The following is a 25,976-nucleotide window of genomic DNA, read 5'->3' on the forward strand; positions in this document are numbered from 1 at the left end:
AGTGGGGTATTATTTACCCAATAAGGGTGGCACCGCGGGATTTAACCTCTCGTCCCTGTCATATAGTTTAGACAGCGATGAGAGGTTTTTTTTCTAATTTATTATAACATATTCTAAGGAGGGAAAAAGATGTCTATTAAAGCACCAAGAGGTACAAAAGATGTATTACCTGCAGACTCATACAAATGGCAGTATTTAGAGAATTTATTTAGAAAGACATGTAAGGAGTTTGGATATAAAGAAATTAGAACACCAATTTTTGAACATACAGAGCTATTTGAAAGAGGTGTTGGAGAAACAACTGATGTGGTTCAAAAAGAAATGTATACTTTTGAAGATAGAGGCGGTAGAAGTATAACATTAAAACCTGAAGGAACAGCTTCTGTTGTAAGAGCGTATATAGAAAACAAGTTATTTGCAGAACCACAACCTATTAAGGTTTTTTACATAACTCCAGTTTTAAGATATGAAAGACCACAAAAAGGAAGATTAAGAGAACATCACCAATTTGGAGTTGAAGTTTTTGGGGCAAACAGTGCATCTGTAGATGCAGAAGTCATAAGTTTAGTATGGACAATTTACAAAAAATTAGGAGTTGAAGATATAGAACTTAATATAAATAGTGTAGGCTGTCCAAAGTGTAGAAAAGAATATAATGAGATACTTAAAAATTATTTATCAAATAAATTGGAAAACTTATGTCAAACATGTCAAGTGAGATATGAAAAAAACCCAATGCGAATTATTGACTGCAAAAATGAAAAATGTCAATCTGAATTAAAAGATGTACCATTGATGATTGATTATTTATGTGATGAGTGCAAAAGTCATTTCAAGCAAGTTAAAGATTATTTATCTATTCTTAATATTAAATTTATTGTAAATCCAAAAATTGTAAGAGGATTAGATTACTATACGAAAACAGCTTTTGAATTTATTTCAACTGAAATAGGAGCAAAATCGACTGTTTGTGGTGGTGGAAGATATGATGGACTAGTTGAAGAAATCGGAGGTCCACCAACACCAGGTGTCGGATTTGGTATGGGAATTGAAAGGTTATTGTTAACTCTTGAAAATAAAGGTATTGAAATTCCTAAACCTGAGAGATTAGATGTTTTTCTTGTTGCAATAGGCGAAAATGCAGAAAAAGAAGCTTTTAAGATACTTTATAATTTAAGAGAAAAAGGAATATCAGCAGAAAAGGATCATTTAGGAAGAAGTATAAAAGCACAATTTAAATATGCAAATAAACTAGATGCTAAATTCACATTAGTGTTAGGAGAAGATGAACTGAATAAAGGATTAGTAAAAATTAAAAATATGGATACTGGTCAGCAAACTGATATCAAGATTGAAGATATATCTAAATTTATTAAAGAGCAAGGAGGTAATAGATAATGGGAGAGGCAATGGGCAAATTAAGGCGCACTACTATGTGTGGTAATTTAAGAGTTGAAGATATTGGTAAAGAAGTTGTACTAATGGGTTGGGTTCAAAAAAGAAGGAATTTAGGTGGTTTAATTTTTGTAGATTTAAGAGATACAACAGGAATTGTTCAAATAGTTTTTGATAAAGATGTATCAGAAAAGGCTTTTACAAAAGCAGATCAGATTAGAAGTGAATATGTAATTGCAGTAAAAGGAAAGGTTTATAAAAGACAATCTATAAATGAGAATTTACCAACAGGCGAGATAGAGGTATTTGCAGAGGAACTAAAAATATTAGATGAAGCAGAAACTCCACCTATTTATATAAAAGATAATGATGATGTTTCAGAAGCTATGAGATTAAAGTATAGATATCTTGATTTAAGAAAACCATCAATGCAACAAAAGTTAAAAATTAGGCATAAGACAGCAAAAATTGTAAGAGATTTTTTAGATGAAAACAATTTTATTGAAATTGAAACACCTATGCTTACAAAAACAACACCAGAAGGTGCAAGAGATTACCTTGTACCTAGTAGGGTTAATCCAGGCAAATTTTATGCTTTACCTCAGTCACCACAGTTATTTAAGCAATTATTAATGGTATCAGGAATGGATAGATATTATCAGATAGTAAAATGTTTTAGAGATGAAGACTTAAGAGCCAACAGACAGCCTGAATTTACACAAATAGATATAGAAATGTCGTTTGTAGATGTAGATGATGTGATTAGCATTAATGAAAAGTTACTATACAGGATTTTTAAAGAAATAAAAGGAATTGAGATAGAACTGCCTATACAAAGAATGAGCTATAACGAAGCAATGGAGAGATATGGTTCTGATAAGCCAGATTTAAGATTTGGATTCGAATTAAAAAATATATCTGACATTGTTGAAAATTCAAATTTTAAAGTGTTCTCAGGAACTATCAGTAATGGCGGCAACGTTAGAGGAATTAATTTTAATGGATGTGCCGAAAAATTTAGTAGAAAAGAAATCTCTAAGCTAGAAGATTTTGTAAAAACATATGGTGCAAAAGGCCTTGCGTGGATAAAAGTAACTGAAGATGGTATATCATCTCCAATAAGTAAGTTTTTAAGTGAAAATGAGATTAAAGCTATTTTAGAAAGAATGGAAGCAAAGCCTGGTGACTTGCTTATGTTTGTTGCAGATAAACCTTCAGTAGTATTTGATGCATTAGGACATTTGAGAGTAGAAGTTGCTAGAAGATTAGATATAATAGATAAAAATGAGTTTAAATTAGTATGGATAACTGATTTCCCTCTTTTTGAATATGATGAGGAAGAAGGTAGATATGTAGCTAAGCACCATCCATTTACACATCCGGTAGATGAAGATATAGAACTTTTAGAAACTGCGCCTGAAAAAGTAAGAGCAAAGGCTTATGATATTGTTATTAATGGGGATGAAATTGGTGGTGGAAGTATAAGAATCAATAATTCTAAACTGCAAGAAAGAATGTTTAAAGCATTAGGTTTTACTTTAGAAGAAGCATGGAGTAAATTTGGATTTTTACTTGAAGCATTTAAATATGGTACTCCTCCTCATGGAGGTATTGCATATGGATTTGATAGATTAATAATGTTGCTTACAGATAGTGATAACATAAGAGATGTAATTGCATTCCCTAAAACACAAAATGCGACTTGTCTATTGACTAATGCACCATCTGAAGCTTCAAAAGAACAATTAAATGAACTGCATATAAGTGTTGAACTTAATAATGAAAAATAAGCTGGGAATATAACCCAGCTTTTTTAGCTTAATTTTTCTGTATTTGGAATATTATCATATTTAACAAATAATGAAACTAAATAAGACATGCATAAAATTGAAATTATAGTTAGAATCCATCTTAAAAACATGAATTTAATCCCTAAAAATTTTGCTTCGTTTAATAACATGGGAACTTTAATAACAGCCCATGAGCTTAGTATTATTACTATGTTTGAAATACTAGCACCTTTTTTAATTAAAGTTCTGCATACAGGAAATGCTGCATATATAGGTCCTGCTGAAAAACTACCAAGAATAAATGATAGTACAATACCTTTAATTCCTGAATTTTCTCCTAAACTATTTAATATGAGCTTTTTAGGTACATTTTTTTCAATTAAAGCCGTTATAACAAAAATTGCAGGCATTATTTCTAACATCTCTTTTACATAATACATACTATTTTTTACTGATAATATAGCTTTATCTGTATTTATCAAGAATAGTACCAAATAGATCAAGATAACAAGAGTTAACAGTTTATTTTTTTTGATTTTTGCTAAAATATTCATATAAGTACCCCCATTAGAAAAGAGATAAATAGAGCAAATATAAAGCTTAAAGCATTTCTTATTATCGCAAATTTTGTACCAAAATTTTTCTTTTCTAAAGGGAAAGTAACAATTCCAACCATTGTTAAAGTAGTTAAGAAAGATGCTATAGGAATTATACTTGCCCCTCTGTCAACTAAAGAACCAACTAGAGGAAAAGCAACAAAAGCTGGAATTAATGTTATACTACCTACTAAAGCAGAAATTATAGTAGATGATATCGCTTTTGAAGTTCCCATAAAATCTTTTATAATATGTGGGGGAATAAATGTCAAAATTAATCCAATTAGAAATAGAACTGCTATGATTTCTCCTATCATATTTTTCATTAAATTTTTAGCCATTTTTATTGAACTGATAGTTTTTTTCTTATCTTTACCTAAAAAAACTATAAAGAGTACAATAGTAATGCCCCATAAAAGTATAGTAAAAAGATCCATTTTTTATCTCTCCATATCTTTTGGATTTGGTGCCTTTACTACAAAAAACTCAAGAGTTTCATCATTAAAATTGTTTACATTCATTTTAGTTTTAAAAGGAATATTTAATATAGTGCCTTTACTATATTCTTGGGGTGAATTGTCATTTAGACTAATAGTCATTGTACCTCTCACAATTATCATGTAAACATTAGAATTTGAATAATGTTCTGGTAATCCTGTATTTTTAGGAAGTATCATGTGATTTAGCACAACATTATCATCATCAATTATTTTTTCGATTAGCCTTTCATTAGAATCATTATAATTAAAAACTTTTTCTATCATAACAAAATCCTCCTTTTATTGTTTTTATTTTTATATTATAATTTCAGTATAAATATAATTCTGTAACTTATGTTACGAATTTAATTCTAAGAGGGGGAATATATGAAATTATTAGAGTATATTCCAGTATTAAAGAAGACAAAATTCTTTAAAAACTTTTCAGATAAAGATATTATTACTTTATTTAATGAAAATAATTATAAAATTAAAGATTATCCAAAAAGAACAATAATATATTTACAGAATCAAGAGTGTAAAAGTTTTGATATGATTCTCAAAGGAGTTGTAACTGTAAAAACAATAGATGAAAATGGAAAAGTATTAACTGTATCAGAGTTTAAAACTGGAGATACTATAGGTGGAAATCTACTGTTTGCTGACTGTAATAAATACCCAATGACGGTTGAATCAAAAATAGAGACAACGTTATTACATATGGATAAAGAATTAGTATTAAGATTTTGTCTGATGGATATGAATTTTTCAAGTGAATTATTAAGGTCGATATCTAATAAAATTTTAATAATTGGAACAAAACTAAAATCTGTAACTATGAAGACTATAAGACAGCAAATAATAGAATTTTTAGCTAATCAGTATTATATGCAGAATACGCTTGAAATTAAATTGAATATGAGTAAAAAAGAATGGGCTGAAAAGCTAGGAGTTCAAAGGCCATCACTTTCTAGAGAGTTGTCTAAAATGAAAAAAGAAGGGCTGATAGATTATGATAGAAAAATAATATATATTAAAAACTTGGATATGATTAATAATTATTTTAACTATTAATAGTTTAGGACTTTAATTATTTGAAGTAAAAACATTAAAAGTTCTTTTATTGATGAAGATGATAAGCTATGCTATTATTTAATTAAGATAAGTTTAATTAATGCAATTTTGTTTTGGAATTTAGTGATTATTAAATTTAACATTAATAATTTAAAATTTAGAATTATTTTAAAGAGGTGTTATAAGATATGTTGCATGCATTTTCAAGAACAGAGATGTTAATAGGCACAGAAGGATTAGAAAAACTTAAAAAAAGTACTGTTGCAGTTTTTGGTATTGGTGGAGTTGGTACTTTTGTAGTCGAAGGTCTAGTTAGAGCTGGTGTAGGTAAATTCGTATTGGTAGATGATGATGATGTGTGTTTGACTAATATAAATAGACAGATTCATGCTACAAGAAAAACTATAGGTAAGCCTAAGGTTGAGGTAATGAGAGATAGAGTGCTAGAGATAAATCCTGATGCAGAAGTTATAACTTATAAGAAATTATATAATACTGAAAGTGCCGAAATGTTACTTTCAGATTCATATTCTTATGTCGTTGATGCTATAGATATGGTTTCCTCTAAATTAGATTTAATAGAGAGATGTAAAAAAAGAGGAATACCTATAATAAGTAGTATGGGAGCAGGTAATAAGCTGAATCCTACCATGCTAGAGGTTGATGATATATACAATACGTCTGTTTGTCCGTTGGCTAAGGTAATGAGAAGGGAATTGAGAAGAAGAGGTATAAAAAGTTTAAAGGTAGTATATTCGAAAGAGAAACCGATAAAACCTAAACTAGTTGGCGGTAATTGTAAAACTGATTGTATTTGTCCAAATAAAGATAGAACTTGTGCTGAAAGAAGACAGATACCGGGAAGTATTTCTTTTGTTCCATCTGTTGCAGGTTTGATTATTGCTTCTGAAGTTGTGAAGGATTTGATAGGATATGAAGAGTAGTAATGAAATTAAAATGAAAATATTTGGGAGGTTTAATAAATGGATCAAATAGGTTTTGTAAGCAGGGTTGATGGGGATAAAGCTGAAGTTATAGTAAGAAGAGTTTCTTCTTGTGGCGATAAATGTACTAGTTGTAAAGGGGGATGTAGTGTACCCGGAATAAAGGCAACCATTAAGAATACATTAGGAGCAAAGCCAGGAGATTATGTAGAAATTAGAATGAATACGAATATAGTATTAAAATCAGCATTTTTGGTGTATGTATTACCGCTTGTTTTAATGGTACTGGGAATAAGTTTAAGTATATATTTATTTAAAAATATGGGATATAGTAATTATGAGAATTTAGGTTTTATAACAGGATTACTATTTTTAGGTTTTTCATTTATAATTTTAAGATTGTATGATAAAAAAATTAAAAAGAATAAGGATTATAAATTTGAGATGGTAAAAATTTTAAAATAAGCATAAATGAGGAGGTAAAAATGGAAGTTATAAAGAATACTAATGATATTATAGTTAGATTAAGAAGAATAGAGGGTCAGATAAAAGGTATTCAACGTATGGTTAATGAAGATAAATGTTGCGGTGATATTTTAATTCAAATAGCAGCAGCTAGGTCTGCACTCAATAAAGTTGGAGGACTAATTTTAGAAAACTATATGAAGGATTGTATTAAAGATTACTTAAATAAAAATAAAGGTGATGAAGTAATAGAAGAGCTAATTGATACTATGCTTAAATATACAAAGTAAATTATATTTTAGTTACAAAAAACTGCTAAAGAATTAGCAGTTTTTTTATAATCCATAGGGAATTATAATAAAATCCCATATTAAAAAAATTAATGTTGATTTTATTGAAACTTTGTCTGGCATGTTTACATGCCAGAGTCGTTATAAACTGTATTAATTTGTGGATAATTTTAAATATAATTTCCGTAATGGATATAGTCAAAATCTACCTTAATTTATTTAAATCGAAGATTTTGTTTTTCTTTTCAGACTAAATATAGTTTTATTTAAAGTAGTAGAAATAATAACACCGCTTGATATAGCTGCTGCTATAAATAGTGTTTCAGTACCCAAATTAGCAGCTTCAATAAATTTTTTTTCAATAATTGATAGCATTGTATAATACATACCAGCTCCTGGTACAAGTGGGACTATTCCGGGTATTATATATACAGTTGCAGGTTTCTTAAACAATCTAGCCATTATTTCTCCTACCATACCAACAGTTATAGCTCCTAAGAATGCACCTGCAACTTTTGATGAGTAGTTAATGTTTACAAAGAGATAAATTATCCAACCTAATGCACCTGTTATTCCTGATTTTATAATAGAATCTCTTGGTATATTAAAAATAATTGAAAAACCTAATGTGGATAAGAAAGCATAAATAAATTCTTTTATATATATCAATTTTACATCCCTCCAAATAATAGAAAAGATAATTTTAAAGTAGCACCAACACCAAAGGCTATCGCTGTTGCAACAATTATAGCTTCTAATCCTCTAGAAATACCAGAAAGAAAGTCTCCGCTAATTGAGTCTCTGATTGCATTAGTTATTGCAACGCCTGGAACTAGAAGCATTATAGAGCCTATAATAATTTTATCCATATTTGTACCAAAACCTAAATTAACTGATATTATAGATAATATTGTTACTATAGAACTACTTATAATATTAGAAAGAAAAAAAGTAAAGTTTTTCTTACTTAAAAATTCCATTACTAGAACTACAATAGAACTTATAATAAAAGTTGAAACGAAATCTGTAAAACTTCCCTTGAATAATAAAGTAAAAAAGCTACCTGCAAAGCCACCGAATATAAGCCTTAGGCTTTTAGGATATGTTTTAATATTATCAATATTATTTAGCATTTCAAAGCCCTTATCGATAGACATATTAGAGTTTACGAATTGTCTTGAAAATTCATTAACAAGTGCAATCTTATTAAGATCAAATTTAATACTTTTAATTCTCTTTATATAAGTTAATACTTCGCCTTTATATTCTACGGAAAGAAATATACCAGTCGGAGTAACAAAAGCTTCTGCAAAATCTATATTTCGTGATTTACAGATTCTCTTTATAGTATCTTCTACTCTATAAGTTTCTGCACCGTTTTTAAGCATAATTTTGCCAGCTAGAATAGCCATAACTAGTAGTCTTTTGATATCGTTTAAAGATTCCATGATGACACCTACCTTTATCTCATCAGTTTATTTAAATCGAAGATTTTATTCAAAGTTAAAAATTTGTAGAAAAATTTCCTATTTTGAAAATATTCTAGTATAATATAATTGGTAGACTTTTTAAGTAGCATAGTTAACTATTTACAAAAGTATTATATAAGAAAAAATAAAAATATCAATACTTTATTTAAATTTATTATAGAAAGGGGAAGTAATATGGATTTTAGTAATCTAAAAAAATTTGATCCTGAAGTGATGCAAGCTATTGAACAGGAAATCGGCAGACAACGTAGCAAGATAGAACTAATAGCTTCAGAAAATTTCGTTTCTCCACAAGTTATGGAGGCCATGGGCAGTCAACTAACAAATAAGTATGCAGAAGGGTATCCTGGCAAAAGATATTATGGAGGATGCGAGTTTGTAGATATCGTTGAGGATTTGGCAAGAGAAAGATTAAAAAAATTGTTTGGTGCTGAACATGCCAATGTACAACCTCATTCTGGAGCAAATGCAAATTTAGGAGTTTATTTTGCAGTACTAGAACCTGGCGATAAAGTTTTAGGTATGAGTTTATCTCATGGTGGTCATTTAACTCATGGAAGTCCTGTTAATATATCAGGTACATATTTTAACTTTGTTTCCTATGGAGTAAATAAAGATACAGAAATGATAGATTACGATGAAGTAATGGAAATTGCTAAAAGAGAAAGACCAAAACTAATTGTTGCAGGTGCTAGTGCATATCCAAGAGTAATAGATTTTAAAAAGTTTAGAGAAATAGCAGATGCAGTTGGGGCTTATCTAATGGTAGATATGGCTCATATCGCAGGTTTAGTAGCAGCTGGATTACATCCGAGTCCAGTTCCTTATGCTGATTTTGTAACAACTACTACACATAAGACTTTAAGGGGACCAAGAGGCGGAGTAATACTTTGCAAAAAAGAGTATGCAAAGAAGATTGATAAGGCTATCTTCCCGGGACTACAAGGTGGACCATTAATGCATGTAATTGCAGCAAAAGCAGTAAGTTTCAAAGAAGCTCTTGAAGATGATTTCAAAGAATATCAAAAACAGATAATTAAGAATGCAAGTGTATTAGCTGAGAGTTTAATAGAAAGAGGGTTCAGATTAGTTTCTGGTGGTACAGATAATCACTTAATTTTAATAGATTTAAGAAATAAAGGGTTAACTGGTAAAAAAGCTGAAGCATTGTTAGATGAAGTAGGAGTAACTACTAATAAGAATACTATACCTTTTGATCCAGAAAGTCCTTTTGTTACTAGCGGTTTAAGAATAGGTACACCTGCAGTTACTACAAGAGGAATGAAAGAGGAGCAAATGGTAGAAATTGCTGAAATAATCAATTTAACATTAGACGAATCAAATGATAGAGACATGATTAAAGAAAGAGTTAAAAAGTTATGTGATAGTTTTCCATTATATTAAAATAACCTATCAGCTATTGGCTGCCAGTTAGCAGCTAGTAGCTGATAGTTGTTAATATAGGTACTAGGTACTAAATTAAAAATGTAAAATTGAAAATGTAAAATGTAAAATTAGTCGATAGTTGATAGTTGATAGTCAATAAACTAAAAACTATCGACTATTGACTAGAGACTAATTGCTGTTATAAGATTACTGCATATTATTATGCAGTATCTTTTTAGTTAGTTTTATAAAAGGGTTGATAATATGATAAGAGAAGAAATATTACAATTAGTACTGCAAAATATTTTGCGCTATATAGATGAGGGTATCCATGTTATAGATAATCAGGGTAATACAATATTATATAATGATGTAATGGCTAGATTAGAGGGATTAGACAAAGAATCAGTATTAGATAAAAACATACTAGATATATTTCCTAGTCTTGATGAAAATTCAAGTACTTTACTTACAGTTATGAATACAGGAAGGCCAATATTTAATAGAAATCAGACATATTTAAATTATAAAGGAAATAAAATTACAACAATGAATACTACTATTCCACTATTTATTAATGATGAAAAGGTTGGAGCTTTAGAAATTGCTAAAGATATCACTAAAATTAAAGCGTTATCTGAACAGGTAATCGACTTGCAGCAGGAATTATTTAAGAAAGACAGAGAAAATGTGAAACCTCGTATTAAAAGATACACTTTTGAGAATATTATAGGCAATAGTAAAGAAATAAAGAAGGCGATTGATATAGCTAGAAAGGCTTCTATGTCAGATTCAACAGTGTTAATATACGGAGAAACAGGAACGGGTAAAGAATTATTCTCACAAAGTATACATTACTGTGGAAAAAGGAAAAATAAGCCTTTTATAGCTCAGAATTGTGCAGCATTACCAGAATCTCTACTTGAAAGCATTTTATTTGGTACTGTAAAAGGTAGCTTTACAGGAGCTCTTGACAGGCCAGGATTATTTGAACAAGCTAATGGTGGAACTTTGTTGTTAGATGAGATCAATTCGATGGGGTTGACATTGCAATCAAAACTTTTGAGAGTATTGCAGGAAGGTTATATAAGAAGAGTAGGCGGTCTTAAAGATATTCCTATAGATGTAAGAATAATTGCAACTACTAACGAAGACCCATTAATCGCTATAGAAAAAGGTACTTTAAGAAAGGATTTATATTATCGTTTGAATGTAATATCAATAAAAGTTCCTTCTTTAAGAGAACGAAAAGAAGATTTAAAGTTGTTATGTGACTATTTTATTAGAAAATATAACAAGAAACTTAATAAAGATGTTTGGATGTTATCAGAACACGTTTATGAACATTTTCTTAATTATACATGGCCAGGTAATGTAAGAGAACTAGAAAATTTAATAGAAGGAGCTATAAATTTTATATCTAAGGACGAACATGTTCTTAAGAAAGAACATTTTCCTTCATATATTGTTGAAGAAAGTACAGAAACTATTGATATTAAAGATATAATAAATTTAGAAAATTCATTACCAGAAATTATATCAGAGGTTGAAAAAAAACTAATAATTCATGCATTAAAATCAACTGGGAATAATATTACTAAAGCAGCAAATAAATTGAATATTAAACGACAGACTTTACAGCATAAAATCAAAAAGTATAAAATAAGATTATAAACGCAAATAAATTTGCATATATATGCAAATTTATTTGCGTTTTTTGTTTTTTTGTAAGAACAAAATCTTCGATTTAAATAAATTAAGGAAGATTTTGTTGAAATCCATAAACGGAAATTATATTTGAATTTATCCACAACTTAAAGTAGTTTATAACGACTCTGGCATGTTTACATGCCAGACAAAGTTTCAATAAAATCAACATTAATTTTTAAAAATATGGGATTTTATTATAATTTCCTATGGATTATAAAAAATCTGATTTAATAGAAAAAACATACTGAAAATTAGCAAAAATGAAAATCATTCAAATTATAAGATGATTGGCAAGTTAATTGCATAATGCTAATGTTGATAAAATAAATATAATTTCGGAGGTGTTTTTATGGAAAATGTAAAAGTTGTAATTTGGGGCTTTGGTGCTATGGGAAGTGGAATGGCTAAAATGCTACTTAAGAAGAAAGGGGTTGAAATAGTAGGAGTTTGTGATAGAAATGAAGCGAGAGTAAATAAGAGTATGTATGAAGTTTTAGGAGTAGAGAGAGAAGATAGACCAGAAGTTATTATTAAAGAAAATATCGAAGATGTAATTACTGAGAAATGTGCTGATGTAGTTCTTTTAGCAACAGATTCATTTACAAAAAATGCTTTTGATAAAATAAAATTCTGTTTGGAGAAGAAGATTAACGTAATTTCAACAGCAGAAGAAATGGCATATCCAATGGCTCAATCGCCAGAATTATCTAAAGAGATGGATAGGATTGCAAAGGAAAACGGTGTCACAGTTTTAGGTACAGGAATAAATCCTGGATTTATTATGGATTTATTAGTAATAGCTTTAACAGGTGCATGTGAAGAAGTTCAACATATAAAGGCATCAAGAATTAACGACTTATCACCTTTTGGTCCAGCAGTTATGACAGAGCAAGGTGTTGGTACAACAGTAGATGAATTTAATAAAGGTGTTGAAAATGGTACACTAGCTGGTCATGTTGGTTTCCCTGAGTCGATTAATATGATTGCTGATGCAATAGGTTGGAAAGTTAGTAAAATTGAACAAACTAAAGAACCTATAATTTCAAATGTGTATAGAAAAACAAAATATGCAGAAGTACAGCCTGGAAATGTAGCAGGATGTAGGCAAATGGGATATGGTTATATAGGTGATGAATTGAAGATTGAAATGGAACATCCACAGCAAATATTACCAGAAAAAGAAGGGGTAGAAACTGGCGATTATATTTGGATAAAAGGTACACCTAATATTAGTATGCAAATTAAGCCTGAAATTCCAGGAGGGATTGGTACTATAGCTATGTGTGTTAATATGATACCTCATGTTATTAATGCTGGTCCTGGATTAAAAACTATGTTAGATTTACCAGTTCCAAGAGCAATTATGGGAGATATGAGAGAACTTATAAAAAGGTAGGGATGCATATGAATAAGGCTAAAAAAGGAGATTGGGTAAGAATTCATAATATAGTACTTAAACCTGAAGAAAGAGCCCCACAAGTTCCAGAAGATACAAAGAAAGTTCCTTTAGAAATGTGGGTAAAAGGTTTTTTACTAAATGAAGAGGCTAAAATTGGTGATGAAGTAGAAATAGAAACTTATATTGGCAGAAAAATTAAAGGTAAGTTGGTAGAAATAAATCCGTATTATAACCACGATTATGGAAAATGTATACCTGAGTTATTGTTTATCGGTAGACAATTGCGTGGTATCCTCAAAGGCGGTGAAGATAATGAATAGAGATATGAGTTATCAGGGTGTTATGTCTAGAAGAAATGAAATAATGAAAAAAGCTGTTGGCATTGATTATGAACGTTTTGAAAGTAAAGGTATAGCGTTTGATTATGAAAGAATGATGAGAGAAACTGGTTATAGTCTACAAGAAATACAAAGAATACAAAGTGAAGTAGGAGTAGGAAATACCCCTATATATGAATTGAAAAACTTAACAGCATTAGCTAGAAAATTAGCACCTAAAGGTAAGGGGGCTAGAATATTTATTAAAGATGAAGCATGTAATCCTTCTGGTAGTTTTAAAGCTAGAAGAGCTGCAACAAGTATTTATCATGCTAAAAAGAAAGGATATAAAGGTGTTATAGCAGCTACAAGTGGTAATTACGGTGCAGCAGTAGCGAGTCAAGCAGCAATGAAGGGACTTAAATGTATAATTGTTCAGGAGTGCTATGATTCAAGAGGTATTGGTCAACCCGAAATAATAGAAAAAGCAAGAAAATGTGAAGCATACGGTGCTGAAGTGCTGCAGTTGACAGTAGGCCCAGAATTATTTTACACATTTTTAAAATTATTAGAGGAAACAGGTTATTTTAATGCATCATTATATACGCCTTTTGGAATTGCAGGTGTAGAAACTTTAGGTTATGAATTGGCAATGCAGTTTAGAGAGTTAGTGGGTAAAGACCCAGATGTTGTTGTAGCAACGAATGCAGGAGGCGGTAACTTAACAGGTACTGCTAGAGGACTTATAAAAGCTGGAGCTTATAATGTAAAAATAGTAGGAGCAAGTGTAAACTTAAAAGGGCTTCATATGGCTAGTGATACACAATTTAATAAAAAATCTTTTACTACTGGACATACAGGATTTGGAATACCTTTTGCTACATGGCCTGATAGATCAGATGTACCTAGGTCTGCAGCAAGACCTTTAAGATATATGGATAGATATGTAACTGTAAATCAAGGAGAAGTGTTCTATATTACTGAAGCATTGGCACAATTAGAGGGACTAGAAAGAGGACCTGCTGGAAACACATCTTTAGCTGCTGCTTTTGCATTAGCTCAAGAGCTAGATGAAGACCAAATTATAGTTGCACAAGAAACTGAATATACGGGTGCTGGAAAACATATTCAACCTCAATTGACATTTGCTAAGGAGAATGGTGTAGATATCATTATTGGCAATCCGGATGAGGAAATACCTGGAAAAAATATTATTTTACCAAGTCATCCAGGACAAATAAAGGCTAGAGATTTAGACCTTGATAAAATTAAAAAATCGTATATTAAAAATTGTATTGAAACAACAAAAATTGATTATGTAACTGAAGAAGATATAGATTTTCTAGTAAAAGATACAAAATCAAATGAGGAGTTTGTAAAACAAATTTTAGATGAATTGGGAGTTAAATATTAATATTGGAGGTGCAAAAATGAAAAGACCAGATGATTTTGAAACTAGAAGACAGCATTTGAAAGATTTAACTGAAGAAGAATTAGAAAAAAGATTTTGGGAGTTAGCAGAGAAAATAGTTGATCCTTTAATAGAATTAGCGTACAAGCATACTTCTCCTTCAATTGAAAGATCTGTATTATTACGAATGGGATTTTCAAGTATAGAAGCTAAGGCTATTGTTGAAGGAGCAGTTGATAGAGGATTATTAGGTAAGGGTGCAGGACACTTAGTATATAGACTTGCTAAAGAAAAAGGTATGGATATTCGTGAAGCTGGTTTGAAACTTGCTGAAGGAGAAATGTGGGATGAAGTTGTTAGCATTTTTAGAGGAGGTGAGCGTTAATGCAGTTAAAACCAAATGAAAAATTAAATATTGAAAATATCTTAAAAGATTTAGATAAATATAGACCTAAGAGAAGAGGTTGGACTTGGAGAAAAGGAACAGGACAAAAAAGAAAAATAGGTGAGTTTGAGTATTATGATACTTCAGAACCTTTAAAGCAGAGTCAACCACTGCCTGCTGCAAAAAGTTTTGATGACATAGATCCGCAGCCTGATTGTATTATAACAACAGAAATTGCATCTGGAAGATTTGAGGACGATATTAGGCGTATGAGAATGGCAGCTTGGCATGGTGCTGACCATATAATGGTAATAAGAACTGCTGGACAGAGCCATTTTGATGGGCTTATTGAAGGTACTCCACAGGGGATTGGCGGTATACCTGTTACAAGAAAACAAGTTAGAGCACAGAGAAAAGCTCTTGATATTATCGAAGAAGAAGTAGGAAGACCTATAAACTATCATTCATATGTAAGTGGAGTTGCTGGTCCTGAAATAGCTGTTATGTTTGCTGAAGAAGGTGTAAATGGTGCACATCAAGATCCTCAATATAATGTTCTTTATAGAAATATAAATATGGTTAGATCTTTTGTCGATGCAGCAGTTGCGAAACGAGTAATGGCTTGGGCAGATATGGTACAGATAGATGGTGCACATAATGCTAATGCAACAGCTATTAAAGCTTGGAAAGTTATGCCAGAACTTATGGTTCAACATGCTATTAACTCAATGTTTTCTGTGAAAGTAGGAATGAAAAAAGAAAATATTTGTCTTTCAACAGTACCGCCAACAGCTCCACCTGCTCCTTGTATGAGATTGGATTTACCTTATGCAGTTGCTTTAAGAGAGTTATTTAGAGATTATAAAATGAGAGCACAAATGAATACAAAATATATGGAATCATCAACTAGAGAGGCCACTGTAACGCATGTTCTAAACTTACTTATTTCCAAATTGACAAGAGCTGATATACAATCAACTATTACACCTGATGAAGGTAGAAATGTACCATGGCATATTTATAACATAGAAGCATGTGATACAGCTAAGCAAGCTCTTATAGGTATGGATGGCCTTAAGGAAATGGTACAACTTAGAAGACATGAAGGCGAATTAGCTCGTAAGGTTAGAGAATTAAAAGAGAGAGCAGTATTGTTTATGGAAGAAATTTTAGAAGTTGGAGGTTATTTTAAAGCTGTTGAATTAGGTTTCTTTGTTGATTCAGGATATTATCCAGAAAGAAATGGTGATGGTATAGTAAGAAAAATTGATGGAGGTATAGGTGCTGGTACAGTAGTTGAGAGAGAAGAAGATTATATGGCACCTGTAACAGCACATTTTGGCTATAATAATATAGCTCAATATGATGAAAGTGCCGTAGATAACCCTTCAAAGCTTATTGGGGGATGTACATTTGAAGACCCAGACAAAATCATTTTTATAGATGAATTAGATGAAAATGACAATGTATATAAGAGACTAGAAGAAACAAGAGAATTTAGAGAGACTAGCAAAATAAAACCTGAAATGGAATGGCAGGGGGATGGAATTATACAGATTACTCTATTCTTGCCTACTGAAGAGAGAGTTGCAGAGGTTGCTGCTATCGAAATAGGAAAACGATTGGGGTTAGAAGATGTTGAAGTTATTCATAAAGAAATTATGCAGTTAGCAGAAGGTACGAGAATAGAATTGAAAGGTAGAGTTCCATTTACAATTGATACTAGCGAGTTAGTTATTCCGCCAAAACCAGAAATAATGTCTGATGAAGAAATAAGAGCTGAAATAGAAGCTAATCCAATGAGAATCGTAGCAGCTACTGTAGGTCAAGATGAGCATTCAGTAGGATTAAGAGAAATAATAGATATTAAGCATGGCGGAATTGAAAAGTATGGTATTGAGTGTCATTATCTAGGAACATCGGTACCTGTTGAGAAATTAGTAGATGCTGCTATAGAATTAAATGCAGATGCAATTTTAGCTTCAACAATTATTAGTCATGATGATATACATTATAAAAATATGAAAAAATTACATGAGCTTTGTGTTGAAAAAGGAATTAGAGATAAGATTATAATAGCTTGTGGTGGAACTCAGGTTTCAAATGAATTGGCAGTACAGCAAGGTGTTGATGCAGGATTTGGTAGAGGAACTAAAGGAGTACATGTAGCTACTTTTTTAGTTAAAAAACGTAGAGAATTAAAGGAGAAATTGAAAAATGAAAATTAATGTTTTAGTAGCGGAAATTGGAAGTACAACGACTGTAGTAAATGCATTTAATGGAATATATAGCTCTTGTCCAACTTTTGTTGGACAAGGGCAAGCTCCAACAACTGTACTTGAAGGTGATGTTAAGATCGGTTTAAAAGGAGCTATTGAAAGTCTAAGAAAAAATATTGGGGCAAGTAAAATTGAATATGACGAATTGCTTGCTACAAGTAGTGCTGCAGGCGGTTTAAGAATGACTGTACATGGTCTTGTTTATGATATGACAGTTAGGGCAGCTAAGGAAGCTGCTTTAGGAGCAGGCGCTAACATTCATCAGATCACATCAGGTAAATTAAGGAAAAGTGATTTAAAGAAGTTAGTTGCTATAAAGCCTAATATTATTCTTATAGCAGGTGGAGTAGATTATGGAGAAAGGGATACAGCTTTATACAATGCAGAATTAATTGCAGAATTAGGGTTGGAAATACCAGTTATTTATGCAGGTAATATAGAAAACCATGATGATATTAGAGATATTTTTGAAGGTACTAACACAAGATTATATATTGTTGAAAATGTATATCCTAAAATTGACCAACTGAATATAGAGCCAACTAGAAGAGTTATTCAGGAAGTGTTTGAAGAACATATAACTAATGCTCCAGGGATGAAAAAAGTACGTGAAATGGTAACTGGCAATATTATACCGACACCAGGTGCTGTAATGATAGCTTCAAAGTTATTATATGATGAAATAGGAGATTTGATAACTATTGATGTAGGTGGTGCTACAACTGACGTCCACTCAGTAACAGAAGGCAGTGATGAAGTAAATAGGATGTTAATAAGTCCAGAGCCTTTAGCTAAGAGAACTGTTGAAGGAGACTTAGGTGTGTATGTAAACATGAAAAATGTTGTAGAAAGACTGGGGGTAGAGAAGTTATGTGATAAGCTTAAAATAGATGAAGAAACAGTTAATGATTTGATAAATAATTATAAACCCATTCCAGAAACTGAATTAGAAAAAAGATTTGTAGAGGAACTTACATTAGAGGCAGTAATAACAGCTGTGAAGAGACATTGTGGACGTTTTAGACATTTATATGGTCCAAGTGGTAAAAAAACTATTGCTGAAGGAAAAGATTTAACAAATGTGAAATATATTATTGGTACTGGAGGAGCATTGACGAGGCTTCCAAATAGAGTTGAAATTTTAAGAAAGATAGCTCTGAGCAATAAAGGCAATGAGTTATTACCTACAAAAGAGGCTAAGATTTTAATAGATAATAATTATATTATGGCTTCGTTAGGTGTACTATCTAAAAAATACCCTGATGCTGCAATTAAGTTATTGAAAGAAAGTCTAAAAATAGATTAGAGGGCTATTGCCCTCGTATTCTTTTGAAAGGATGATTAAAATGCAATATCCATGTGTAGAGATTTCATTGGACAAAATAAAGCATAATACTGAAAAACTTGTTGAATTGTGTAAAAAACATGAGATAAATGTAACTGGTGTAACAAAAGTATTTTGTGGTGAACCCAAAATAGCTAAAATAATGGTAGAGGGTGGAGTACAAATATTAGCAGATTCAAGAATAGAAAATTTAATTAAATTAAAAGATATTAATGTTCCTAAAATGCTGCTTAGACTTCCTATGATAAGTCAAGTAGATGATGTTGTAAGGTATTCTGATATATCTTTGAATTCTGAGTTAAAAACAATAAAAGAGCTATCAAAAAAAGCTGAAGAGTTAAATAAAAAGCATAAAATAATTTTAATGGTTGACTTAGGAGATTTAAGAGAAGGAATATTTGATGAAGAAGAAATTTTTTTAGTAGTATCGGAAATATTAAAACTAGATGGTATAAAACTAATAGGCATTGGTACAAATCTTACTTGTTATGGAGGAGTAATACCAAAATATGAAAATTTAAGTAGGTTAGTTAAAATAAAAATGAACATTGAAAAGAAGTTTAATATAAAATTAGATATTATTTCAGGTGGAAACTCAAGTAGCTTATATTTACTAAAAACTGGTGAAATGCCAAAAGAGATAAATCAGTTAAGGTTAGGCGAATCGATAGTCTTGGGGAGAGAAACAGCATATGGCAAAAGTATTGAAAATACATATGATGATTGTTTTAAACTCATTGTTGAAATTATTGAGGTTAAAGAAAAACCTTCAGTCCCCATAGGAGAAATAGGTATGGATGCTTTTGGTAATAAACCGACATTCGTTGATAAGGGTATTATGAAAAGAGCTATCTGTGCTATAGGAAAACAAGACGTTGATTTAGGAGATATAATACCTTATGATAAAGATATTGAAATATTAGGAGCAAGTAGTGACCACTTGATTTTAGATATTACAAAATGTGAAAAAGATTATGAGGTTGGAGATAATGTAGAATTCAAGTTAACTTATGGTGGTATATTAAAAGTTATGACATCTGAGTATGTGAAAAAGAATTTTAGATAAAATTAGACTGTATACGAAAATTAAATGTAAGAAAAAATAGTTTAAAGCAGGCTAGCAGTTGGCAGCTGACAACTGCTAGCTATAAGTTTGTTATACGAATCGATATATAATTTATAGTTGAACTTACTAATATATTGTGATAAATTAGTAGTATAATATGAAACTTTGATTTTTATAATATTTTGATGATTTTAAGTAGGCTGCTGTTAATAAGTGGCCTTTTATTATTCTTGATTATGAGAATACTTTAAATAGATAATTATTTTGCATAATGTAATAATAGATATGAAAGGAGAAATCTGATGAATAGAACAATAGATATAACAAAAATATTTACTTTTGATAGTGCGCATAAATTAGAAGATTATGATGGAGAATGTAAATTTTTACATGGACATACTTATAAGCTTGAAATTACAATAAGAGGAGAAGTTGATAACAGAGGAATTGTAATTGATTTTAATGAATTAAAGGAGATAGTCAAAGAGAAAGTTATTGACGTTCTAGATCACAAATATTTAAATGAAGTGTTTGATTTCAATCCAACTTGCGAAAATATTTTGCTTTGGATATTTAATGAAATTGATAATGCAATAAAAAAAGATAAATGTTGGCTTAAAAAGGTTGTTCTTTGGGAGACACCAACAAGTTATGCAACTTTAGAAAGGTAGTTGTGTATGTTAAGAGTAAATGAGATATTTTTAAGTATACAAGGGGAAGGCATCTCAACTGGATTACCTACTATTTTTATAAGATTAACTGGATGTAACTTAAGGTGTAGCTATTGTGATACAACTTATTCTTATAATCATGGTAATTATATGACTGTTGAACAAATAGTTGATAAAATCAAAAATTTTGATTACAAAAGAATATGTATAACTGGTGGAGAGCCTCTTTTGCAAGAAGGTATTATAAGATTATTAGACAAATTGACAGATTATGAAGTAAATATAGAGACAAATGGTTCAATAGATATAAGTAAATATAAACTTATTAAAAAACATAGGTTTACTATGGATATTAAAACTCCTACTTCAAATGAACATAAGAAAATGAAATTAAGTAATTTTAACTATCTAAGAGACAATGACGAGATAAAGTTTGTAATAGGGACTTTGGATGATTATAATTGGTCTAAAGAAATTATAAAAAAATACTATAATAAAGGTATTATTACCTTTTCGCCAATTTATAATATGATTGAACCAAAAGAAATTGTTAGTTGGATATTGAAAGATAGATTAGATGTTAGATTTCAGCTTCAATTGCACAAAATTATATGGAATCCAGACGAAAGAGGAGTATAGAAATAAGGAGGATGTGAATATGAAAAAAGCAGTTATCTTGCTTTCAGGAGGTTTAGACAGTACTACTTGTATGGGTATTGCTCAAAATGAAGGGTATGAATTATATCCTATATCTTTTGACTATAAACAAAGACATAGAAGAGAATTAGAAGCTGCAAAAAAAATAGCAGAGTATTATAATGTAAAAGAACACAAGATTATTTCATTAGATAATGTAGGTGGTAGCGCTCTTACAGATAAAAATATAGATGTACCTGAATATAAAGGTGATGGAGAAATTCCAGTTACTTATGTACCAGCTAGAAATATTTTATTTTTGAGTTATGCTTTAGGTTATGCTGAAGTAATTGGGGCAGAAGCGATATTTATAGGTGTAAGTTCTGTTGATTATAGTGGTTATCCTGATTGTAGGCCAGAATTTATAAAAGCTTTTCAAAAAGTAGTTGATGTTGGTACAGCTGCAGGAGTTAAAGGTAAATCTATAAAGATAATCGCCCCTCTTATTAATTTATCAAAAGCAGAAACAATAAAACTTGGTACTAAGTATGGCGTTCCATATCACCTTACAACTAGTTGTTATAATGGAAAAGAAAAAGCTTGTGGAGTGTGTGATAGTTGTGTGCTAAGATTAAAAGGATTTGCAGAAGCTGGAATAGAAGACCCAATAGAATACATGAAAAGTAATTCATAAATAACAATTACACCCCTTTTATCATATATTGAATTATATAATGATGAAGGGGGTTTTTTACATGATTTTAGTTACTGGTGCAGCGGGTTTTATAGGCAGTAACTTATGTGAATTATTATTAGAAAAAGGATTTAAAGTTATAGGTATTGACAATTTTCATAATAATTACGAAAGATGGATTAAAGAATATCATTTAAAATATTGCCTAGGAAATCCAAATTTTATTTTTTTAGAGTATGATATTTTAGAACCGAATATAATTAAGCTTATTGAAGGGTTAAAAATTGACTGTATTATTCATCTTGCAGATATACCAGGTGTAACTGCGTGTAGTGAAATTAATTTTGATGAATATATAAAATATAATATTGTTGCAACACAAAGAATGTTAGATGCAATTAAGAATAAAGGAGTAAAAAAATTGATTTATGCTTCTTCTTCAACAGTATATGGAGATAATGACAGTTTGCCAATGTCAGAATTACACAATCCAAAACCTATTTCTTTATATGGTGTTACTAAGTTAGCTGGTGAGACTTTATGTCATTATTATGGAAAAGTATATGATATTGATATATCTATATTAAGATTTTTTACAGTTTATGGACCTAGGCAAAGACCTGATATGGCATTTCATAATTTCATAAAAAAAATTATAAAAGAAGAAGAAATTTGTATATATGGAAATGGTGAACAAAGACGTGATTTTATTTACGTAGAAGATATTTGTGAAATAATATTGAATTTATTAGATTTAGATCTAAAAAATGAGGTAATAAATGTTGGTGGCGGTATTACTTTAAGTGTAAATGAATCTATTAAGATTATTGAAAAGTTACTAAATAAGAAGGCTATAGTTAAATATATTGAACCTATAATAGAAGAGCAAATTATTACTTATGCTTCAGTTGAAAAACTACAAGATATTATTACGCTAGATAAAAGAACGGATATATATGAAGGATTGAAAAAGGAAATAAGTTATATTAAAAGTTTATATAACTTAAAAAAATAAAGATTATGTTATATACTATTAATATATGACATTATTAGACAATAATTAAGGGAAAAATGTCTAAATATGTATTTAAACAGAATTGTTTTGTAATTTGTTTTTAACTGGAAATCTATATAATATTTTGACAAAACATTAGGGGTGTGGTAGTTTGGATTTATTCACTTTAAATGCAGAGAACTCGTTGAAAAAGCAAAGTCCACTTGCAGAGAGAATGAGGCCAAGAACTTTAGAAGAATTTGTTGGACAAGAACATATTGTAGGAAAAGGTAGATTGTTGTATAGGGCTATTCAGGCTGATAAGTTAACATCCTTGATTTTACATGGACCACCAGGTACTGGCAAAACAACACTTGCAAGAATTATAGCAAATACAACTAAATTATATTTTGAGCAGCTTAATGCAGTAACTTCAGGTATTAAAGATATAAGAGAAATAATTGAAACTTCAAAAGAAAGGTTAGGTTTTTATAATAAAAGAACAATTTTATTTATCGATGAGATACATAGATTTAATAAATCACAACAAGATGCATTATTACCATATGTTGAAAATGGGACCATTATTTTAATAGGTGCTACTACAGAAAATCCATATTTTGAAGTTAACAAAGCTTTGATATCTAGATCAATGGTATTTAAACTAGAACCATTAACTAAAGAGCAAATAAAAACTATTTTATTAAGGGCATTAAAAGATAAAGAAAGAGGATTAGGAAATTTTAATATTGAAATAGAAAAAGATGCATTAAATCATATAATAAATGTAGCTAATGGTGATTCAAGAATTGCACTTAATGCACTGGAATTAGCAGTTTTAACTACTCCTCCAGAAAAAGATGGAATAATACATATTACATTAGATATAGCTGAAGATTGTATTCAAAAAAGAGCTGTTAAGTATGATAAAAATGGTGATGAACATTATGATACAATATCAGCTTTTATTAAAAGTATGAGAGGGTCAGATCCAGATGCAGCACTTTACTGGTTGGCTAAGATGTTACATGCTGGAGAAGATCCAAAATTTATTGCAAGAAGGATTATAATCTGTGCTTCAGAAGATGTAGGAAATGCTGATCCAAATGCATTAAGTGTAGCTGTAGCTGCTTTTAAGGCGTTAGATTTCATAGGAATGCCAGAAGGTAAGATACCTTTAGCACAAGCTGTAACCTATATAGCTACTGCTCCCAAAAGCAATGCAAGTTATGTTGGAATTAAAAAAGCTATGGCAGATGTAGAAATGATAGAAGGACAAGTTCCATATCATCTAAGAGATTCTACATCTAAAAATCTAGAAAAAGAAAAACCTAATAAGAATAGTCAATACAAGTATCCACATGATTATAAAAATTCATATGTAAAACAGCAGTATTTACCAACTAATTTGATAGGGAAAAAATATTATAATCCTACTGAAAATGGATATGAAAAAATAATTAAAGAAAGATTAGAATTTCTTCAAAGGAACGAGTAATTTAAACGAGTAATATTATGAGGTGTGAGCAGTATATGGAGTATACAGTAATTACAAATAAAAAGAAGTTAACTGTATTTTTAATAGTTCTACTTGTATTTTTTATAATTATACCTATTTTTTTGAATATTTTTATTGTTTATAAACATACGTTAAATGTAATTAAAAAGGAAAAAATAAGATCTATGGAACAGCTAATTATAAAGACATTTGAATCTTTACAATTGACTATTGAGGATATTGAAAATAGTGTAGCTGAATTTGCTAACTCCATGGGATTAAGGAAATCATTGCAGGAATATCATAAGTTAAAACCAAAATATCAACATAGTATAGACATATATATTAAGAGAAAACTTAATGAAATTTTAGAGGACAACCCCTATATTAGTAGAATTGTATGTATTACAGAGGATAATAGAATATATACAAATGAAATTGGTAGATTAGATATAAACAATTTTAAATCGAGTCAGGTTTATTCTGAAATAAATTTAAATATAGATGATATATTATGGGGTTATGATTTTACAGGAGAAAAACTTAATTCTAATCTAGAAAATATTTTTTATGTTGTACATAAAATAAAAGATATAGAAAATGAATTAGTATTAGGATATTTGATAGCATATATTGATTTAGATAAATTTAAAGATAAGTATAGGAACATAAAAATAGCAGAATCAGGTGAACTTTATATAATAAATAGCGACTTAAAGCCTATTATTAGTAAACCTAATTATGAAATACCTAAAGAAAAACTGAAAAATATACGAAAAACTGAAACATTAACAATGAATACTATAAAGATAAAAAACGAAGATTTTGTGATTAGTTTGATGCCGATAAAAGCGTTTAAAGGATATTTAGTTGGAATTGTTCCATTAGAAGAATTATATTATTCGACTAAAAAAGCATTAAAAGGAAGCAATATATTTTTAAGCGTTATAGGAATTGTATTATTTCTATGGATACTTATTGTTATTTATATTATATCTAAATTAGTTTCGGAGAAAGAAATGACAAAATATAGACTTTATTTATCGGAAGAAATGAATGAGAAATTGAGAATGTATAAACATGATTTTATGAATCATTTACAAATTATACAGGGATTGTTAGAATTAAAAAAACCAGATAGAGCTTATGAGTATTTAAATAATGTAGCAAAAGAAGGTAAACTTATTAAACAGAATTATGCAATTGGGATTCCAGAGTTAGAGGCAGCTATATTTACAACAATTTCTAAAGCTAGAGAATATAATATAGATGTAAAAATAGAATCTGAAGAGCTTCCAGAAGAGTTACCTGTAAATTTATATGATTTAATAAAGATTTTAGTTAATTTAATAAAGAATGCTGTATATGCTCTTAAGAATACACAAGGCAGTTATAAAGAGCTTGTTATTAGGATATCTAGTGAATTAGATGAAATAGTTTTTGAAATTAGCAATAACATTCCTATAATTCCTGTAGAAATTAGAGATAAAATATTTGAAAAAGGTTTTTCAAGTGATAATAAAGAAGAGAAAGGATTAGGATTATATATAGTTAAGCAATTAGTTAAGAAAAATGGTGGGCGTATAGAATTGAAGGTTGATGAGAAAGGAAATCACTTTTTTGTTTATTTCCCTATGCTAATTAAAGATTAGGTGGTGTTAA

General features: G+C 29.8%; 26 protein-coding genes and 1 other annotated feature (1 of these 27 only partly in view). Of the genes, 21 read left to right on the plus strand and 5 right to left on the minus strand.

The annotated features are described in order from the left end of the window. Window positions 1-60, plus strand: a binding site (T-box leader); it begins 153 nt to the left of the window's first position. A gap of 69 nt (window positions 61-129) precedes the next feature. Together hisS and aspS are read left to right on the plus strand one after the other, a co-directional pair. Further along, window positions 130-1,398, plus strand: a complete 1,269-nt coding sequence (gene hisS, locus AB4Y15_RS06025) for a histidine--tRNA ligase (protein ID WP_427339094.1) — start codon at window positions 130-132, stop codon at window positions 1,396-1,398. After that, window positions 1,398-3,185: an aspartate--tRNA ligase gene (gene aspS, locus AB4Y15_RS06030; protein WP_427339095.1), complete on the plus strand. Its 1,788-nt coding sequence runs from the start codon at window positions 1,398-1,400 to the stop codon at window positions 3,183-3,185. Before hisS ends, aspS begins: the two co-directional genes overlap by 1 nt. A 23-nt stretch (window positions 3,186-3,208) precedes the next feature. Here the strand turns inward: aspS and AB4Y15_RS06035 are convergent, their stop codons facing one another. Genes AB4Y15_RS06035 through AB4Y15_RS06045 form a run of 3 tightly spaced genes read right to left on the minus strand, consistent with a single transcriptional unit; the run spans window position 3,209 to window position 4,545 of the window. Then, a complete protein-coding gene (locus AB4Y15_RS06035) occupies window positions 3,209-3,739 on the minus strand; it encodes a permease (RefSeq protein ID WP_427339096.1) in 531 nt (176 codons plus the stop codon). Further along, window positions 3,736-4,218 carry a permease gene (locus tag AB4Y15_RS06040; RefSeq protein WP_427339097.1) on the minus strand — a complete coding sequence of 161 codons (483 nt, stop codon included), beginning with the start codon at window positions 4,216-4,218 and terminating at the stop codon, window positions 3,736-3,738. Before AB4Y15_RS06040 ends, AB4Y15_RS06035 begins: the two co-directional genes overlap by 4 nt. Before the next feature lie 3 nt (window positions 4,219-4,221). Further along, the gene (locus AB4Y15_RS06045) at window positions 4,222-4,545 is read right to left on the minus strand and encodes a cupin domain-containing protein (RefSeq protein ID WP_427339098.1); all 324 of its coding nucleotides are present in this window, start codon (window positions 4,543-4,545) and stop codon (window positions 4,222-4,224) included. A 102-nt stretch (window positions 4,546-4,647) separates the two neighbouring features. Here AB4Y15_RS06045 and AB4Y15_RS06050 point away from each other — a divergent pair, with 102 nt between their 5' ends. The 4 genes from AB4Y15_RS06050 (at window position 4,648) to AB4Y15_RS06065 (ending at window position 7,033) form a co-directional block, all read left to right on the plus strand. Then, a complete protein-coding gene (locus AB4Y15_RS06050; protein ID WP_427339099.1) occupies window positions 4,648-5,334 on the plus strand; it encodes a Crp/Fnr family transcriptional regulator in 687 nt (228 codons plus the stop codon). A gap of 188 nt (window positions 5,335-5,522) precedes the next feature. Further along, window positions 5,523-6,278 (plus strand): tRNA threonylcarbamoyladenosine dehydratase, encoded by a 756-nt coding sequence (locus AB4Y15_RS06055; protein WP_427339100.1) that lies wholly within the window; start codon window positions 5,523-5,525, stop codon window positions 6,276-6,278. A gap of 39 nt (window positions 6,279-6,317) precedes the next feature. Continuing rightward, window positions 6,318-6,743 (plus strand): SoxR reducing system RseC family protein, encoded by a 426-nt coding sequence (locus AB4Y15_RS06060; protein WP_427339101.1) that lies wholly within the window; start codon window positions 6,318-6,320, stop codon window positions 6,741-6,743. Between the two features lie 20 nt (window positions 6,744-6,763). Continuing rightward, window positions 6,764-7,033: a metal-sensitive transcriptional regulator gene (locus AB4Y15_RS06065; RefSeq protein ID WP_427339102.1), complete on the plus strand. Its 270-nt coding sequence runs from the start codon at window positions 6,764-6,766 to the stop codon at window positions 7,031-7,033. A 219-nt stretch (window positions 7,034-7,252) separates the two neighbouring features. Here AB4Y15_RS06065 and AB4Y15_RS06070 read toward each other — a convergent pair whose 3' ends face one another. Further along, window positions 7,253-7,702, minus strand: a complete 450-nt coding sequence (locus tag AB4Y15_RS06070) for a threonine/serine exporter family protein (protein ID WP_427339103.1) — start codon at window positions 7,700-7,702, stop codon at window positions 7,253-7,255. Between the two features lie 2 nt (window positions 7,703-7,704). After that, window positions 7,705-8,481, minus strand: a complete 777-nt coding sequence (locus AB4Y15_RS06075; protein WP_427339104.1) for a threonine/serine exporter family protein — start codon at window positions 8,479-8,481, stop codon at window positions 7,705-7,707. Window positions 8,482-8,697: 216 nt separating this feature from the next. Here AB4Y15_RS06075 and glyA point away from each other — a divergent pair, with 216 nt between their 5' ends. The 15 genes from glyA to AB4Y15_RS06150 all read left to right on the plus strand — a co-directional run bounded on the left by glyA (window position 8,698) and on the right by AB4Y15_RS06150 (window position 25,966). Beyond that, the gene (gene glyA / locus AB4Y15_RS06080) at window positions 8,698-9,927 is read left to right on the plus strand and encodes a serine hydroxymethyltransferase (protein WP_427339105.1); all 1,230 of its coding nucleotides are present in this window, start codon (window positions 8,698-8,700) and stop codon (window positions 9,925-9,927) included. Between the two features lie 246 nt (window positions 9,928-10,173). Continuing rightward, window positions 10,174-11,583 (plus strand): sigma-54 interaction domain-containing protein, encoded by a 1,410-nt coding sequence (locus tag AB4Y15_RS06085; protein ID WP_427339106.1) that lies wholly within the window; start codon window positions 10,174-10,176, stop codon window positions 11,581-11,583. 385 nt (window positions 11,584-11,968) lie between these two features. Next, window positions 11,969-13,015 carry a 2,4-diaminopentanoate dehydrogenase gene (ord, locus tag AB4Y15_RS06090; protein WP_427339107.1) on the plus strand — a complete coding sequence of 349 codons (1,047 nt, stop codon included), beginning with the start codon at window positions 11,969-11,971 and terminating at the stop codon, window positions 13,013-13,015. 8 nt (window positions 13,016-13,023) lie between these two features. Further along, complete coding sequence (ortA, locus tag AB4Y15_RS06095; protein ID WP_427339108.1) at window positions 13,024-13,338, plus strand: 2-amino-4-oxopentanoate thiolase subunit OrtA; 315 nt, start codon at window positions 13,024-13,026, stop codon at window positions 13,336-13,338. Further along, window positions 13,331-14,749 (plus strand): 2-amino-4-oxopentanoate thiolase subunit OrtB, encoded by a 1,419-nt coding sequence (ortB, locus tag AB4Y15_RS06100; RefSeq protein ID WP_427339109.1) that lies wholly within the window; start codon window positions 13,331-13,333, stop codon window positions 14,747-14,749. Before ortA ends, ortB begins: the two co-directional genes overlap by 8 nt. Window positions 14,750-14,765: 16 nt before the next feature. Continuing rightward, on the plus strand, window positions 14,766-15,131 hold the full coding sequence (locus AB4Y15_RS06105) for an ornithine aminomutase subunit alpha (protein WP_427339110.1): 366 nt from the start codon (window positions 14,766-14,768) through the stop codon (window positions 15,129-15,131). Continuing rightward, on the plus strand, window positions 15,131-17,359 hold the full coding sequence (gene oraE / locus AB4Y15_RS06110; RefSeq protein WP_427339111.1) for a D-ornithine 4,5-aminomutase subunit OraE: 2,229 nt from the start codon (window positions 15,131-15,133) through the stop codon (window positions 17,357-17,359). The genes AB4Y15_RS06105 and oraE overlap by 1 nt, the downstream gene beginning before the upstream one ends. Next, window positions 17,349-18,716, plus strand: a complete 1,368-nt coding sequence (locus AB4Y15_RS06115; protein WP_427339112.1) for a GlmL-related ornithine degradation protein — start codon at window positions 17,349-17,351, stop codon at window positions 18,714-18,716. The genes oraE and AB4Y15_RS06115 overlap by 11 nt, the downstream gene beginning before the upstream one ends. Before the next feature lie 40 nt (window positions 18,717-18,756). Further along, window positions 18,757-19,821 carry an ornithine racemase Orr gene (gene orr, locus AB4Y15_RS06120; protein ID WP_427339114.1) on the plus strand — a complete coding sequence of 355 codons (1,065 nt, stop codon included), beginning with the start codon at window positions 18,757-18,759 and terminating at the stop codon, window positions 19,819-19,821. A 302-nt stretch (window positions 19,822-20,123) separates the two neighbouring features. After that, window positions 20,124-20,492 carry a 6-carboxytetrahydropterin synthase QueD gene (gene queD / locus AB4Y15_RS06125; RefSeq protein ID WP_427339115.1) on the plus strand — a complete coding sequence of 123 codons (369 nt, stop codon included), beginning with the start codon at window positions 20,124-20,126 and terminating at the stop codon, window positions 20,490-20,492. A gap of 6 nt (window positions 20,493-20,498) precedes the next feature. After that, window positions 20,499-21,131, plus strand: coding sequence for a 7-carboxy-7-deazaguanine synthase QueE (locus tag AB4Y15_RS06130; RefSeq protein ID WP_427339116.1), 633 nt, complete (start codon window positions 20,499-20,501; stop codon window positions 21,129-21,131). 19 nt (window positions 21,132-21,150) lie between these two features. Then, window positions 21,151-21,822, plus strand: coding sequence for a 7-cyano-7-deazaguanine synthase QueC (gene queC, locus AB4Y15_RS06135; protein ID WP_427339117.1), 672 nt, complete (start codon window positions 21,151-21,153; stop codon window positions 21,820-21,822). A 61-nt stretch (window positions 21,823-21,883) separates the two neighbouring features. After that, window positions 21,884-22,837: an SDR family NAD(P)-dependent oxidoreductase gene (locus tag AB4Y15_RS06140; RefSeq protein WP_427339119.1), complete on the plus strand. Its 954-nt coding sequence runs from the start codon at window positions 21,884-21,886 to the stop codon at window positions 22,835-22,837. A 151-nt stretch (window positions 22,838-22,988) separates the two neighbouring features. Beyond that, complete coding sequence (locus AB4Y15_RS06145) at window positions 22,989-24,314, plus strand: AAA family ATPase (RefSeq protein WP_427339120.1); 1,326 nt, start codon at window positions 22,989-22,991, stop codon at window positions 24,312-24,314. Between the two features lie 35 nt (window positions 24,315-24,349). Next, window positions 24,350-25,966, plus strand: a complete 1,617-nt coding sequence (locus tag AB4Y15_RS06150; RefSeq protein WP_427339121.1) for a Spo0B domain-containing protein — start codon at window positions 24,350-24,352, stop codon at window positions 25,964-25,966. Window positions 25,967-25,976 lie beyond the last annotated feature (10 nt).

It is taken from the genome of Caloranaerobacter longqiensis, assembly GCF_050286925.1.
Classification (GTDB): Bacteria; Bacillota; Clostridia; order Tissierellales; family Thermohalobacteraceae; genus Caloranaerobacter.